This is a genomic window from Bradyrhizobium sp. 142 (assembly GCF_023074015.1).
Taxonomy (GTDB): Bacteria; Pseudomonadota; Alphaproteobacteria; order Rhizobiales; family Xanthobacteraceae; genus Bradyrhizobium.
In genome coordinates this window covers 1-14312 of record NZ_JADPKQ010000134.1, presented here as the reverse complement: position 1 = coordinate 14312, position 14312 = coordinate 1, and the positions used below count along the sequence as shown (strand labels likewise).

Here is a 14312-nt window from a genome sequence, read left to right as displayed (position 1 = left end):
TCTTCCAGCGGCCGTCGAGGCCATGCGCCAATACTGGATGCCGATCCGCTACGCTCGCGCCCGCTGATCACCGCAGACGTGGGAGCTCATACCGGTTACGGTCTAGGTGCAGTTGTGGGAACGATGTTCGGCATCCGATGGCATCCGGGCATGATACTGAAGGCTCTTGGCTGCGTGCCGATCGTCGCAGGGCTGAAGCTGATAGGCGTTTATTGATGCCGGCACGGCGACCGCCTTTGCAATCGAGCGCTACGTCGCCTGTCGCAGGCCAACCTCGGATCGGATTAGACCTTTGGCGGAAGGCGATGTGAGCGCGATCGTAAATTCCACTTAAGTCTTCAACAGGTCATTTCTCGTTTGGAATTTTCTGAATGGCGGCTCCGTTGACGGGATTCCACCGCACACCACCATCGGACGCGGAGAGGTTCAGACCGCCGCCGGGCCCATAAAGGACCATGTGGCCTGAGGTGCCGGCATAGACAGAGAGCGCGGCAAGGGGAAGTTTTGCAGCATTGAACATAGTCAAGGACGCATCCTGATGATCATTGAGAGATAGCACTGCCCGAGAGCCTTGCTCCGTATCCAACAGCGACACTGAAGGTGCGCCATCCAGGCGAAATCCGATACTGAGACGCACCTTCTCCCGGCTATCGAACAACGAGATATCCGGCGTTCCGTCGGAGGTGGATGAAATGAGCGCTACTATCTTGCCGGTGTTATTGCGCAAGACTATCGTTTCCACGGACAAGGCCTTAGCTTTGACGGTATTGGCGCTAAGGGCCGAGGGCCGTTGTGATGCAAGTATCGACCCAGCCGCCATAATTGTAGCCGCGAGAACGCTCTACCTGATAGCCTTGAGCCTTCCGTCCTGCCGCTGGATCAGCGATGCAAGAGCTTCAAGAGTGAGTTCGGTCTTGAGCATAACTGCCCCTTTTTGGTTGGAACGCTTCAATCGCGAGCGTAAGCTAGTATGGATGCTGGGTGCGGACTTCACGCACCCAGCGGCGGATGCTGGCAGCAAACCGTTGTGACAGTCACCTCAGCGGCCGCCGGGAAGGTAGTTTTGCTTGCAGGTTTCAATGTTCCTGTTTCGGTTCGGGTAGTCAGAACCGAAGGCCCCCACGTATTTTAGACAGGCCATGTATGGCTTGTTTCCCATCCAAGCATATTGTGAGTCTGCTGCAGCAGGCGAATAGTGGGCGGATCCGAGTAGAGAGCCGAACCCAATGAGGGCAGCGAACAGAGCAAGGCGAGCGGTTTTCATTTGACGTCCTCCTATTTCGGGCTGCCGGTTGCGGCCACGATGCAGAGATGCCGCAATTGCTTTGAACCTTCAGTGACCTACGTCACGGGCGCTGTGATTGGCGTTTAGCTTTGTGCAGCCTGCTTAACACGGCGCGATCAATCGGCTATGGCGGCTTAGCCGTAGATCGGTTGAATCCGTGTCATGTCGGCTTTGTTGGCATCGCTCACACGTTACGGAGAGTGAAGTGGAAGCTCAGACCAAAGCGCAAGGATACGTGCTGGGCGCAGCCGAGGGCGAACATCTCGTTCACTACCGCAATCCCGGCAATATTTTCATCAAGGTTGATCCCGTCAAAGGTTCCAACAAAATGGCCTGCGGCACCCAGCAGGTACCCACAGGCGCCGGCATTCCGATCCACAGACACTTTGACACGGACGAAGCTTTTTACGTTCTGGATGGAAGCGGAACGTTCATATTGAACGACGTACATCACCCGTTCGAGAAGGGTGGGACGATATTCATCCCGAAGAATTCGTGGCACGGGTTCGCGAACCCGGACAGTGAGCTGCTGCTGCTTTGGATTGTCACGCCCACCGGCCTGGATGCGTTTTTCCGCGAAACCTGCAGTCCGCCCGGCCTGCCGCCAAAGCAGCTGAGCCGAGAGCAGGTCAACCAGATCGCTCGCAAATATGGCACCGAGTATAGATGACCGGCGCCGCAGCCTCATCCACAAGGGCAGAGAAAGAGCGGCGTACCGCGACTTGCAATTCTGCATCCGCAGTTCCAACGACCCCGCTTTTCAAACGGCTTCTGACCCGCCATTGTGCCGGCAACTATCCCATCTGGAGCAGCATCAATGTCGGACAAGGTCTCGCGTCGCCAGTTCGCGAAAATCGCGGGATTGTCCGCCGCCGGGATAGCCAGCCCCCTCGAAATGGCGGACGCCAAGCCGGCGGCGGCGCCGCGCAGCGCCAGCGCCTTTCCTGCCGGTTTTGTCTGGGGCACGGCGACGTCGTCCTATCAGGTCGAGGGCGCGGTCAACGAGGACGGGCGAGGAATCTCCATCTGGGATAAGTTTGTCCGCATCCCCGGCAAGATCGAGGACGGCACCACAGGCGATCGCGCCAACGAGCACTATCACCGCTACAAGGATGACATCGCGCTCATCCGCGACCTCGACTGCAAGGCCTATCGCTTCTCGGTCGCCTGGCCGCGGGTGTTTCCGGACGGCGACGGCAAGCCGAATCCGAAGGGGCTCGATTTCTACAATCGCCTGGTCGACGAGCTCCTGAAGAACGGCATCGAGCCGTGGCTGACGCTCTATCATTGGGACCTGCCGCAATCGCTCCAGGACCGCTTTGGCGGCTGGCGCTCGACCGAGACCTGCAAGATCTTTGGCGACTACGCGGCCTATGTCGCCGAACATCTGACCGATCGCGTCAAGAACGTGTTCACGCTGAACGAGAGCGGACGCTTCGTCTATTTCGGTTACGGCATCGGCATCGACGCGCCGGGCCTGACGCTGCCGCGCGCCGAGGTCAACCAGATCAGGCACAACAGCGCGCTTGCGCATGGACTCGCGGTGCAGGCGGTCCGCGCCCATGGCCGCCGCGGCACGAAGGTGGGGCCGGCCGAGAACATCGATGCCTGCGCGCCCGCCATCGACACGCCCGAGAACGTCCGTGCCGCCGAGATCGCTCTGCGCGAGATGAACGCCGGCTATCTCAACGTCATCATGGAAGGCCGCTACACCGACGCCTTCCTGCAATTCGCCGGGCGTGATGCGCCGAAATACACCGACGCGGAATTGAAGATCATCTCCTCGCCGGTCGATTTCCTCGGCCTCAACATCTACGCGCCGCAGAACTACGTCGTGGCCTCCGACCAGGGCGCGGGTTTCATGCCGCTGCCGATCCCGAAATCGTTCCCACACATGAATGCGGACTGGCTGCGCGTCGGCCCCGAGACGCTCTATTGGGTGCCGAAGCTGGCCGCAAAGATCTGGAAGACGGACGCGATCTATATCAGCGAGAACGGCACCTCCGGTGAGGACAACGTCACGCCCGACGGCAAGATCTACGACACCGACCGCATCATGTACCTGCGCAATTATCTCGCGCAGCTCCAGCGCGCGACGGAGGAGGGCGTGCCGGTGCGCGGCTATTTCCTCTGGAGCCTGATGGACAATTTTGAGTGGGTGTTCGGGCTGGGCAAGCGTTTCGGCCTCTACCACGTCAATTTCGACACCCAGGTCCGCACCCCGAAACTCAGCGCCAGCTTCTATCGCAACGTGATCGCAAAGAACGCGGCGGGGGTGTAGCGCGTCCCCGCTTGCGCCGCGACCTCAGGCGCGGCCTCGAGCGCGTCTAGCTAGCGAACCTCCTCTTCGCCTCTCCCCGTCAGAACCAGGGCGATCGCATTTGCCTTTTGGGCTGGCCTGAGCGCGCGCTCGTCCTTCGAGACGACCGCTCCGCGGTCTCCTCAGGATGAGGCTAAGCGGCATCGGCGCCCTTTGAAACGGCTACCGGCGACTCAGTCCTCATCCTGAGGGCCCGCCTCAAGGCGGGCGTCTCGAAGGATCGGCCACAACAACATCAGCCCATATACGATCACCCCGCCTTCAGAACGGGGGACGGAAAGCGGCTAAGGTGCGATCCAGCCCTTATTTTCCAGGGTGAATCGCGACCTGACTCGCACAAAGGGGCCGGTCATCGCTTGTCGAAAGCATCGAATCAGCTTTAGCAAGCGGCTTGCGGGCCTTTGAAACAAGGCAAAAATCGCTGCCCCAGGCCGCTTCTGCTCAGGAAGTGGCTAAAATGCAGGGTTTTTTGCCACAGGAGGCCAGAAAAGCCCGTAAAACCGCGACAAAACTGTGCAGAAGGCTCTAGTGCCTTCAACGGTTGGTCTAGTATGCAACCGGCAACGAATCAGAGGAGACACGATGCCAACCCAAATGTCCAAATCGCAGCTGATCGAAAAGATTGCGACCGCCACCGAGCTTTCCAAGCGCGACGTCAAGAGCGTCATGGAGACGCTGACCGATGTCGGCCACAAGGAGCTCAAGAAGAACGGCCTCTTCCTGGTGCCGGGCTTCGCCAAGTTCGTGGTCATCAAGAAGCCCGCGACCAAGGCGCGCAAGGGCACCAACCCGTTCACGGGTGAAGAGATGATGTTCAAGGCCAAGCCGGCCCGGAAGATCGTCCGCGCCCGCCCGGTCAAGGCCGCCAAGGACGCCGTGTCCTGATCAAGCAAAGGCCCCCTCGCACGAGGGGGCCTTTTGTGTTGGGTGACCGCGAGGGCTGAGACGGAGGGGATCAGCCCTTGCGGCGCTTCACCCGCACCGGTATCGGCTGAAGCCGCGGCTCGGGTGCCGCCAGCGCGTCGCGGACCTGGTCGAGTGCGCGGTCGAGCAATCGGCGCAGACGTTGCGCATTCCGGGATTTCTTCGCTCTTTCCAGCAGTTTTTTCATTGCCTTTACTCCGCCGCCTGGACCTTGGCCTCGGCGGGTTCGAGCACTGCGGCGATGGCTTCATCGACGCGCTCGAGCCAGATGAATTCGAGGTTGTCCCGCGCGCTCTGCGGGATGTCGTCGTAATCTCGCTTGTTGCGCGCCGGCAGCATCACCCGCTTCACTCCTGCGGCCGCGGCCGCCACCACCTTCTCCTTGATGCCGCCGACCGGCAGCACCAGCCCGCGCAGCGAGATCTCGCCGGTCATCGCGGTATCGCTGCGCACGGTGCGATTGGTGAGCAGCGACGTCAGCGCCGTGAACATCGCCACCCCCGCGCTCGGCCCGTCCTTCGGCGTCGCACCCGCGGGGACGTGAACGTGGATGTCGCTCTTCTCGAACAACGAGGGGTCGATGCCAAGCTGCGAGGCTCTGCTCTTCACTAGCGTCATCGCAGCCTGCACGCTCTCGCGCATGACGTCGCCGAGCTGACCGGTCAGGATCATCCCGCCTTTGCCGGGGACGCGCGAGGCCTCGATGAATAGGATGTCACCGCCGACCGGTGTCCAGGCCAGGCCAGTGGCGACGCCCGGAACGCTGGTGCGCTGCGCAATCTCGCCCTCAAAGCGCGGCTGGCCGAGCACGGTGGCGATGTCCTTCGGGCCGACCACGACCTTCGCAGCCGTGCCCTCGGCGACCTGCACGGCGGCATGCCGGAACAGCTTGCCGATCTCGCGTTCCAGGTTGCGCACGCCGGCTTCACGCGTATAGCCCTTGACGACCAGCTTCAGCGCCTCCGGTTCGATCTCGGCTTGGTCTGCCGTCAGACCATTGGCCTCGAGCTGCCGCCGCACCAGATAGCGCCGCGCGATCTCCAGCTTCTCGTCCTCGGTGTAGCCGGCGAGGCTGATCACCTCCATGCGGTCCAGCAGCGGACCCGGAATCTGGTCCAGCATGTTTGCGGTCGTGATGAACACCACGCGCGACAGGTCGAAGGGCACGCCTAGGTAATTGTCCCGGAACGTCCCATTTTGCTCGGGGTCGAGCACTTCCAGCATCGCAGCGGAAGGATCGCCCTGCACGCCGCGTCCCATCTTGTCGATCTCGTCCAGCATCATCACGCAGTTGCGGCTACCGGCCTTCTTGATGCCCTGGATGATGTTGCCGGGCAGCGCGCCGATATAGGTGCGGCGGTGACCGCGGATCTCGGCCTCGTCGTGCACGCCGCCCAGGCTGACGCGCACGAAGGGGCGATCCATTGCACGCGCGATGGATTGTCCCAGCGAGGTCTTGCCGACACCGGGCGGGCCGACGAAGCACAGGATCGGGGCCTTGCCCTGCGGTGCCAGCTTGCGCACCGCCAGATATTCAATGATGCGGCTCTTGATCTTCTCCAGGCCGAAATGGTCGGCGTCGAGGATGCGCCGCGCTTCCTTGATGTCGATCGGCTTCTCCTCGGGCAGCACCCAGGGTAGCTCGATCAGCCAGTCCAGGTAGGTGCGGACCATGCCGGCTTCGCCGGCGGCCTCGGGCATGCGCTCGTAGCGGCGCAGCTCCTTCTTGGCCTGCGCGTCCGCCTCCGGCGGCATATTGGCCTTGGCGATAGCCGCGGTCAGCTCGGCGACCTCGGCCGCCTTGCCGTCGCCTTCGCCGAGCTGGCGCTGGATGGTCGCCATCTGCTCGCGCAGGATCGCCTCGCGCTGCCGCTCGTCGAAGCTGGCACGCGTCTGCTGGCCGATCTCATTGCTGATGCGCAGTACCTCCAGCCGCTCGGCCAGGTGCTTCGAGACCTTCTCGACGCGCAAGACGAGGTCGATGGTCTCCAGCACCTCTTGCTTGTCTTGCGGCTTGATGTCCATGAACGAGGTCGCCAGATCAGCCAGGGCGCCGGGCGCGCTGGTGTTCTGGAACATCGCGGCCAGCTCGGGGGGCGCCTGCGGCAACAGCTCGATCGCCTCGATGGCCTGACGCTGCAGGTTCAGCGCACGGGCCTCGATCTGCGGCGAGGTCGTGGTGGGCTCCGGAATCTGCTGGATCCGCGCGGCCGGGAACGGCGTGCCCGGCAGGAAGTCGAGGATGCGGGCACGCTGCACGCCCTGGCAGACGATGTGATGGCTGCCGTCGGGCGCGGTGATGTAGCGCACGATGTTGGCGATGGTCGCGACCCGGTAGAGGTCGTCCGGCCCGGGTTCGTCGGTCTCGCGGCGGCGTTGCAGGACGATGCCGATCGGCCGCTGTTCGCGCAGCGCCTGCTGCGCGGCGGCGATCGACTTCGGTCGCGCGATCGCGATCGGCGCGATGGCGCCGGGAAACAGCACCATGTCGCGAACGGGGACAATGATCAGGGCGTCGTCGGGGATCTTCATGCCGGAACTGTCTTGAGTCGTCTTCATCTGTTCGGTGGCCATGATCGACCTCAGGATTTGGCGAGGCGCAGTGCGACGCAGCCGTCCATCGCGAAGCGGCTGATGGCGTAGCGGCCGAGGGGGAGCGCGATGCGTCGCTCGAAGCGGCCCTGCGGCAACTCGAGCCGATGAATGCGGGCGTTGCGAAGCTCGGGCGGAAGCGTGCGCTGGCCGGAGATGACGAGCACGCCGTCATGGATTACCGTCTCGACATTGTCGGGACTGACGCCGGGAAGCGCCACCAGGATCAACAGCTCTTGCTCGGTTTCGAGCACGTCGATCGGGGGTTCCCAGCAGGCTTCCTGTCGGCCGAATTGCTGGCGCAGCCGGTCGGCGCGGGTCAGCGAATCCAGGGCTTCGGACAGCATCCAGTCGAGGGGATTTTTGGGTTGCATGGCAAACTCGGGGGAAGGCGCTGCGATTGGAGAAAAATCATATGGGGATGGTTCCCCGGAAATCCAGCAGCGCGCGTTCGCAGCATAGCTGGCCCCTTGGGCCGGAGGCGTTCTTGCGCTCAGACGTTTCGGCGCCACAGATTTATTCCGCGGCGCCGTCGGTAACAGGTCGGCCGGGCCCGTGGCTCAAGCCGCTTCGCGGTGTTCCTGTTCCGCCTCGAGGTTGATTACGGAGGTGGCGAGCTCGGTCAGGGCGTGATCGGTCGCTTCTTCCTCGTCCAGCGTTGCCTGGAGCAGCCTTGCGGCGTCCTGCATGCCGAGCTCCTCGGCCCAGGTGCGCAACGTGCCGTAGCGGGAGATCTCGTAGTGCTCGACGGCTTGCGCCGCGGCGAGCAGGCCGGCGTCGAGGGCTGGGGCGTTCTTGAACTCCTTCATGATCCCGGCGCCCTCGTCGGTGATGCCGTTGATCCCTTCGCACTGCTTGCCGCGTGCGGGCTTGCCCAGCATCTTGAAGATCTGATCCAGCCGTTTGACCTGGCCCTGCGTCTCGCGCAGATGCTTGTTGAAGGCCGCCGCGAGCTCCTTCGAGTTTGCGGCCTTGGCCATCTTTGGCAGGGTCCTGATGATCTTGTTCTCGGCGAAATAGATGTCCTTCAGCGTGTCCAGGAACAGGTCGCTCAGCATCTTCGGTGCCTGACGCGGGCGGCGCGCCGTACTCTTCCTGGTGGTGCGCTTCTTCGCTCGTTTAGCCATAAATCCTCCTCTTGAGGCGACAAGGAAGGCATCCCTTCCCTCAATCCTCGCCCGATCAAGATTCTGCGAGGACAAATGTTCCTCGCGAAGGCTGTTATGAGCCGTTATGGATGCGGCTGCATCCGCGCGCGAAAGACGCACCCACATGCTCGACTTCGCCCTGTCCGCCACGCTGGTGCTGGTGATTGATCCCGTCGGCCCTGCGCCTGCTTTCCTCGCCGCGACCGGCGGCATGCCCGACACGATCAAGCGGACCATTGCATTGCGCGCGATCGCGGCGTCGATCCTGGTGGTGATCGCGCGAGTTTGTCATAGGGCTGGGGCAATCTGTTAATTCGTTGATCTTAATGATCATTTCATGGTGCCGTGAGCGGGCCGCCGCGATGGCGTGCGATCCGGGCCGCTTTCTCTTGCGCTGCCATATTGCTTTGACGTACTCCCCTTCTAACAAGCGCCCATCGCCAAGAAGTCGAAATGAAATCGAGATGTCGATGACAGCGGACGAGCTCGACAAGAGACAGGCCATTATCGACGCCTGCCTCCGCATGAATGCGCTCGGCATCAACCAGGGCACCTCGGGCAATATCAGCGTCCGGCACCAGGATGGTCTCCTGCTCACGCCGACTAGCGTGCCCTACGAGGCCATGACGCCCGACCAGATCGTGTTCATGGCGATGGACGGCTCGCATTCCCCCAGCCAGAAGCCGTCCAGCGAATGGCGCTTTCATCGCGACATCCTGAAGTCGCGCGATGACGTCAACGCCGTCGTGCATGCCCATCCGACCTATTCGACGATCCTGGCGATCATGGGGATGGAGATCCCGCCGGTGCACTACATGATCGCGGCTGCCGGCGGCGACAGCATTCGCTGCGCCCCCTATGCCACCTTCGGAACCGTGGAGCTGTCCGAGCATGCGGTGCGGGCGCTGGAGGGGCGGCTCGCCTGTCTGCTCGACCACCACGGCATGATCGCGATCGGCAAGACGCTGGACAAGGCGATGTGGCTCGCCGTCGAGGTCGAGACGCTGGCGCGGCAATATCACGGTTGCCTCCAGATTGGACAACCGCCGCTGCTGTCGAGTGCCGAGATCGAGCGGGTCCGCCAGCGCATGGCCAGCTACGGCATGTCGGACGAGTAGGGCAGACGGTGTTCGTGCGGATCAAACATATCGTCGATCGCAAGCGATCGAACCGCCTCATGGTTCGCCTGCGCGCGCTCCTGCGCAGCAACGAGTTCTACCTGATCCCGCTCGCGCTCGTGATCGGTACGCTAGCCGGCGCCATCGTGACGCTGATGGCCGAGATCGCGCAGATCGCTCATATGATGATCTACGGCATTCCAGTCGACGTCCGCCTCTCCGCCAACGCCCGCGTCAGCCCCTGGGCGGCGCTGATCGCGCCTGCGCTTGGCGGGCTGGCACTTGGCATCATGGAATGGTCGCGGCGGCGATTGAAACTATCGAGCGCGGTCGACCCGATCGAGGCCAATGCGCTGCGCGGAGGCAATCTGTCGATGCGCGACAGCGTGGTGGTGTCGAGCCAGACGCTGATCTCCAACGGCTGCGGCGCCTCGGTCGGCCTCGAGGCTGGCTACACTCAGATCGGCTCGGGTATCGCCTCGCTGCTCGGCAGGTTCTTCAATCTGCGCCGCAATGACCTGCGCCTGATCGTCGGCTGCGGTGCTGCCGCTGCGATCGCAGCCGCGTTCGGTGCGCCGATCACCGGTGCCTTCTACGCCTGCGAGCTGATCGTCGGCGTCTATTCGGTCGGCAGCGCGGCGCCGATCCTGGCGGCCTCGCTCGCCGGCGCGCTGACCGCGCAATGGCTCGGCGGCGCGCCATACTCCCTCGAAGTACCGAAGGTCAGCGCTGTCGGTGTCGAACAATATCTGGCGCTGATCGGCCTTGCACTCGTCACCAGCGGCGTCGGCATCGCTGTGATGCGGTCATCTTCGACGTTCGAGCGCCTGTTCGCCTGGCTGCCGGTCTGGCTGCGCCCGGCGATCGGCGGCCTCATCGTCGGTGGTTTTGCCATCGTCACGCCGCAGGTTCTCGCAGCGGGCCACGGCGCCATGGTGCTCGATCTGTTTCACGACATGACGGTTGGCCTGATCGCAATCATAATCGCCTTGAAGTTGACAGCCTGCCTTATCTCGCTCGCGTCGGGCTTCCGCGGTGGTTTGTTTTTTGCCTCGTTGTTCGTCGGCAGCCTGATCGGAAAGTTCTTTGCCGCAGTCCTTCTGCTCATCAGCCCGAACTTCGTGATCGATCCGCTGGTCGCGATGCTGACGGGTATGGCGACGCTCGGCGTCGCCATCGTCGGCGGCCCGCTGACCATGTCGTTTCTCGTGCTCGAGATGACCCGCAACGTCGACGTCACCGCGGTGGTGCTGGCCGGCTGCATCGTCACCTCGATCTGCGTGCGCTTCATGTTCGGCCATTCGTTCTCGACCTGGCGCCTGCATCTGCGCGGCGAGACCATCCGCAGCGCCAACGACGTCGGCTGGCTGCGCAGCCTGACCGTCGAACGGCTGATGCGCTCGGATGTCGGCAAGGTGCCGTCGACCACGACGATCGCCGCGGTTCGCCGCGAATTCGCGCTCGGATCGCGACCCGGAATCGTCATCGTCAACAATGCCGACGAGTATGTCGGTCTCGTCATGCTGCCCGACCTGTTCTCCAGCGACCTCGACACCATCGCCGACGAGATCCAGGTGATCGAGCTTGCGCGCCTCACCGACATCGTGCTGATCCCGGAAATGAACGTGAAGTCGGCGATGGCGGTGTTCGACGAGGCGGAAGCCGAGATGCTTGCGGTGGTCGATTCCACCGACAGTCGCAAGGTGGTCGGCTTCCTGACCGAGACCTTTGCCCGCCGCCGTTATGTCGAGGAGATCGACAAGGCCACGCGCGGCGTGCTCGGAGCGTTGTCGTAGACGGCGCTGTGGCGCGCTTGTTCACCGAGCGCTCAGGTTGAATCGGGCAAGCTGGGATTTGACGGCACAGTTCATAACCGCTCAAAGCGTGGCAGAATGCCGCGATCATGGAACCATTTCAGTGGTTTGTGCATTAAAAATTCCCTGCTTTGTGTCTCTTTGGGCGAGAACCGAGGAAGACCAAATGAGTGTCAGATCCATGATTTCCGCGTCCTGCCGCAACGCGCTAGTGGCCGCGTTCTCAAGCCTCGCCCTGATCGCAGCCTCCGCATCGCCGTCGGTTGCGGCTTCAACGCGCGCGCCGCCGGCCAAGGCGGCCGTCGCGGGCCAGACCGCGTCCGATGCCACCGATTTCAGCGCGGCCAAGCGCCGTCACTATCGCCGCGGATCGAACGCGGCCGGCCTTGCCTTCATGGGCTTGGCGGCGGGCCTGATCGGGAGCGCGATCGCGGAGAGCCGGCGCCAGGAGTACTACGAGAACCGCTATTATTACGGCCCGGGTTCTTACTACGGCGGGCCGGGCTATTACGGCGGCGGTCCGCGCTACTATTACCAGCCGTATTAGGCGGCACCTTGCTGTGTCGCGCCGCTGTCAATCGCCTCGTGCGAAAATATTCCGCTTTACCGAAATTCGGAAACGGCGTATGTGTCGCCCATCCCGGCTCACCAAGAGGGGCGATCGTACGTCGTCACGTTTCGCGAGCCGGGCTTGCGGTGGACGCGGCAGCGTCGAGCACGGGAGGTGCGGGCAGGGCGGGTAGTCCCTGTGAGTCCGTGGCCACGTGCGGACGAACGGCGCTGATAGGTTCGCTTCGACAACATTTCGCTGCCGCTACAAAGGCAGCGCCGGAATCAAGCGCTGGGTCGGGCTCGGCGTTGTCGCCGACAACCTCATCAGCATCGGTCGCGTGATGGAACAGCAGTCACTCCAAAGGTAGTCCACTTCCAGCGCAATCTTGGCCTCACATCGCCCCGCCGCCCCCCGCCGGGGCTTCTTATTGTCTGCATGGTTGACCGCGCCCATCAGAACCGCGATTTTTGCGCCGGAAAGTAGCTAGGTCCGCTTGCGCACGCCAGTGGAAACGGGCTCGTATGCACGCACCGGGGTGCAGGTCGTGAATACGAGCGCAAACCGGCTGCACTGCCAGTCAGCGCCGAGCGCGGCGCTGGTGGGTGATGTCAGGTTGACCGACAGTAATGCCGCTATGCAGGCAAACATCACGTACGCCGCGATCAGCACCGCTCCCTTGTGGGTCCTGGGGTGGGAAATCATGGCCTTGGCTCCCGTACGATGGCCCCCTTGTGATCTAATTCGCATCCTGACCCACATTTTTCGCTGGTGGCCCGAAGGCGTGCGCGATTTCTGGCACTGGATCAGCGCCGCAGCCGGACTCGCGCACCGGAGCAAACAGGACCTTTATTCGATCACCTCGTTGGCACGAGGCGAGCAGCGTGGGCGGAATGTCAACGCCGAGCGCCTTGGATGTCTTGAGATTGATACCAGCTCAAACTTGGTTGGCTGCTCGACGGGCAGGTCGGCGGGCTTCGCGTGCGGCTGCTGCCCGGGTTTGATCTTGATCAAGTTCAGCAGCGTCGCCGCCGCGATCATCACGAGGACGCCAACAACGCTGAGCGCGATCTGCATCGTCGGTCCCTCCGAGATATCGAACAGCGCCAGGAGGCTCGCGAGCGTAAGCAGTACGCCGAGGCAGTAGATCGGCAACGAGTTCTTCCCACACAGAATCGCGCCGCGCATCACCGCCGTCGTCAGCCCTCGCCGATTGGCAGGCACGAGCCATACGGCCAAAACCGCTAGGGCAACAAAATGCAGCAGTCGCAATGGATCGAGATTCGATTTATCCATCGGATAAAGCAGCTTCAACAGCGCCTGCGGAACTATTGCGTCCAGCGGTTGAATCTTCCAGCTCAATGCGATGATGAGGCTGAACACCAGATAGAGAACGGCAGGCACAAGCGCCGTGCGTGACGTCACCCACAGCCGCACTTTCTCGCCCTCGATCATCCACCACGCGCCAAGTACAACAAGCAGCTGCCAAGCCAGCGGATTGAAAGCCCAATGGCCGTTCGGCCACGCCGGCACGGTCCAACCGAACACATGCACCAGGGCATAAAGGCCCAGCGAGGCGCCAAGCGTCACGTTCGGCAGTCGCAGCAGCAGCCACAGCAACGGCGCGAACAAGAGATGAAGAAGCACGAAGATCGGCAACACGTCGGTGTTGACCGGACAGTATTGCAGCATTGCCGCGTGCACGAGCGTCGCGGCCGGCTGGTCCAACAGAATGCGCGTATTGCTCTCGTCAGCAAGACGGTCCCCGCCTGCGAGGTAAACCAGGATCGCGCAGGCGAGCGTGAGCAGCAGAAATGCGGCATAAATATCCCAGCTTCGCCGCAGCGTCCGATGGATCACACCGGTCCAGCCTTTGCAACGCCATATTTTGCTGTAGGCCAGTGCGCAGGTCACACCCGAGATGAACATGAACACTTCCGCGGCATCGCTGAAGCCGTAGTTGCGCAGCGTCAGCCAACTTCCGATGTTGTTGGGGACATGGTCGAGAAAGATGCACCAGAGCGCGATGCCGCGGCAGGCATCAATGCGCAGATCGCGACCGTCGCCTTTCAGCTCCGGCAGCGCGCCGACCAATGGCTTCGGGTTGGCAGTTCGATCATGCACTGGTTGCCCCGTCCGTCGTGCGAGCACGCTTCAAGAGGAACGATCAACTCAAGAGGAACAACGATCAAGAGAGACAGAACTTGAGAAAACTAGGCGCCACACCGCGGGATTGTAACAACGCCCCTGTCTAGAGCTGCTTCACGCGGAGCCCAACAATGACAGGTATTGCGACAACAATCATATCGCGGCGCTTGATAGAACCTGGCGCTTAGCAAAACCTTCCCGGTGGTGAGGCTAGTCGTTGAAGAGCATCGCTCAACCGGCACAGCTTGTAAATCAGCCGGAGGTCCACACAGAGAGGTACCTTGGTCCTATGACCAAGGTACCGCACAGCTCTCTGTAGCGCGACAATCTGGATGGGAAGCCAGCGACAATCAGGATGGCCATTTTGGCGGTCGCGGCGGGAGGATGATTGTCGCGGCCCGACGATAACGCAA

At 62.4% G+C, this 14312-nt stretch carries 14 protein-coding genes and 1 pseudogene; 8 read left to right on the top strand and 7 right to left on the bottom strand.

What is annotated here, in order from left to right; all coding sequences use genetic code 11:
- Positions 1–216: hypothetical protein (locus IVA82_RS13570; RefSeq protein WP_247389547.1), on the top strand; the 216-nt coding region annotated here is incomplete at its 5' end.
- A 130-nt stretch (positions 217–346) separates the two neighbouring features.
- Here IVA82_RS13570 and IVA82_RS13565 read toward each other — a convergent pair.
- The gene (locus IVA82_RS13565) at positions 347–727 is read right to left on the bottom strand and encodes a zonular occludens toxin domain-containing protein (RefSeq protein WP_247389546.1); all 381 of its coding nucleotides are present in this window, start codon (positions 725–727) and stop codon (positions 347–349) included.
- Between the two features lie 763 nt (positions 728–1490).
- Between IVA82_RS13565 and IVA82_RS13560 the strand changes: the two genes are divergently transcribed.
- The 3 genes from IVA82_RS13560 (at position 1491) to IVA82_RS13550 (ending at position 4490) form a co-directional block, all read left to right on the top strand.
- Positions 1491–1955 carry a cupin domain-containing protein gene (locus IVA82_RS13560; protein WP_247389545.1) on the top strand — a complete coding sequence of 155 codons (465 nt, stop codon included), beginning with the start codon at positions 1491–1493 and terminating at the stop codon, positions 1953–1955.
- Positions 1956–2102: 147 nt separating this feature from the next.
- Positions 2103–3566: a GH1 family beta-glucosidase gene (locus IVA82_RS13555; RefSeq protein WP_247389544.1), complete on the top strand. Its 1464-nt coding sequence runs from the start codon at positions 2103–2105 to the stop codon at positions 3564–3566.
- Between the two features lie 621 nt (positions 3567–4187).
- Complete coding sequence (locus tag IVA82_RS13550; protein ID WP_148738628.1) at positions 4188–4490, top strand: HU family DNA-binding protein; 303 nt, start codon at positions 4188–4190, stop codon at positions 4488–4490.
- 70 nt (positions 4491–4560) lie between these two features.
- On the opposite strand, the gene IVA82_RS13545 is transcribed toward IVA82_RS13550, so the two are convergent.
- The 4 genes from IVA82_RS13545 to IVA82_RS13530 all read right to left on the bottom strand — a co-directional run bounded on the left by IVA82_RS13545 (position 4561) and on the right by IVA82_RS13530 (position 8248).
- Entirely contained in the window at positions 4561–4716 is a 156-nt protein-coding gene (locus IVA82_RS13545; protein ID WP_247389543.1) for a hypothetical protein, read from the bottom strand.
- A 5-nt stretch (positions 4717–4721) separates the two neighbouring features.
- Positions 4722–7103 carry an endopeptidase La gene (gene lon, locus IVA82_RS13540; RefSeq protein ID WP_247389542.1) on the bottom strand — a complete coding sequence of 794 codons (2382 nt, stop codon included), beginning with the start codon at positions 7101–7103 and terminating at the stop codon, positions 4722–4724.
- An 8-nt stretch (positions 7104–7111) separates the two neighbouring features.
- Positions 7112–7495 (bottom strand): Hsp20/alpha crystallin family protein, encoded by a 384-nt coding sequence (locus tag IVA82_RS13535; protein ID WP_247389541.1) that lies wholly within the window; start codon positions 7493–7495, stop codon positions 7112–7114.
- Between the two features lie 186 nt (positions 7496–7681).
- Positions 7682–8248 (bottom strand): ferritin-like domain-containing protein, encoded by a 567-nt coding sequence (locus IVA82_RS13530; RefSeq protein WP_247389540.1) that lies wholly within the window; start codon positions 8246–8248, stop codon positions 7682–7684.
- A 145-nt stretch (positions 8249–8393) separates the two neighbouring features.
- Between IVA82_RS13530 and IVA82_RS13525 the strand changes: the two are divergent.
- The 4 genes and pseudogenes from IVA82_RS13525 to IVA82_RS13510 form a co-directional block, all read left to right on the top strand.
- Positions 8394–8549 (top strand): annotated as a pseudogene (locus IVA82_RS13525) (MarC family protein); the annotation flags it as partial.
- 184 nt (positions 8550–8733) lie between these two features.
- Complete coding sequence (locus IVA82_RS13520) at positions 8734–9387, top strand: L-fuculose-phosphate aldolase (protein WP_247389538.1); 654 nt, start codon at positions 8734–8736, stop codon at positions 9385–9387.
- Between the two features lie 8 nt (positions 9388–9395).
- Positions 9396–11183, top strand: a complete 1788-nt coding sequence (locus IVA82_RS13515) for a chloride channel protein (protein WP_247389537.1) — start codon at positions 9396–9398, stop codon at positions 11181–11183.
- A 184-nt stretch (positions 11184–11367) separates the two neighbouring features.
- Complete coding sequence (locus IVA82_RS13510) at positions 11368–11748, top strand: hypothetical protein (RefSeq protein WP_247389536.1); 381 nt, start codon at positions 11368–11370, stop codon at positions 11746–11748.
- 489 nt (positions 11749–12237) lie between these two features.
- On the opposite strand, the gene IVA82_RS13505 is transcribed toward IVA82_RS13510, so the two are convergent.
- Both IVA82_RS13505 and opgC read right to left on the bottom strand, forming a co-directional pair.
- On the bottom strand, positions 12238–12456 hold the full coding sequence (locus IVA82_RS13505; RefSeq protein WP_247389535.1) for a hypothetical protein: 219 nt from the start codon (positions 12454–12456) through the stop codon (positions 12238–12240).
- A 144-nt stretch (positions 12457–12600) separates the two neighbouring features.
- Positions 12601–13875, bottom strand: a complete 1275-nt coding sequence (gene opgC / locus IVA82_RS13500; protein WP_247389534.1) for an OpgC domain-containing protein — start codon at positions 13873–13875, stop codon at positions 12601–12603.
- Positions 13876–14312: the final 437 nt, after the last annotated feature.

What these genes read in the sequence shown, in the direction of transcription:
- IVA82_RS13520 (WP_247389538.1), top strand. Translation starts at nt 8,734, where the DNA reads ATGTCGATGACAGCGGACGAGCTCGACAAGAGACAGGCCATTATCGAC.
- lon (WP_247389542.1), bottom strand. Translation starts at nt 7,103, where the DNA reads ATGGCCACCGAACAGATGAAGACGACTCAAGACAGTTCCGGCATGAAG.
- IVA82_RS13535 (WP_247389541.1), bottom strand. Translation starts at nt 7,495, where the DNA reads ATGCAACCCAAAAATCCCCTCGACTGGATGCTGTCCGAAGCCCTGGAT.
- IVA82_RS13510 (WP_247389536.1), top strand. Translation starts at nt 11,368, where the DNA reads ATGAGTGTCAGATCCATGATTTCCGCGTCCTGCCGCAACGCGCTAGTG.
- IVA82_RS13555 (WP_247389544.1), top strand. Translation starts at nt 2,103, where the DNA reads ATGTCGGACAAGGTCTCGCGTCGCCAGTTCGCGAAAATCGCGGGATTG.
- IVA82_RS13545 (WP_247389543.1), bottom strand. Translation starts at nt 4,716, where the DNA reads ATGAAAAAACTGCTGGAAAGAGCGAAGAAATCCCGGAATGCGCAACGT.
- IVA82_RS13530 (WP_247389540.1), bottom strand. Translation starts at nt 8,248, where the DNA reads ATGGCTAAACGAGCGAAGAAGCGCACCACCAGGAAGAGTACGGCGCGC.
- IVA82_RS13550 (WP_148738628.1), top strand. Translation starts at nt 4,188, where the DNA reads ATGCCAACCCAAATGTCCAAATCGCAGCTGATCGAAAAGATTGCGACC.
- IVA82_RS13505 (WP_247389535.1), bottom strand. Translation starts at nt 12,456, where the DNA reads ATGATTTCCCACCCCAGGACCCACAAGGGAGCGGTGCTGATCGCGGCG.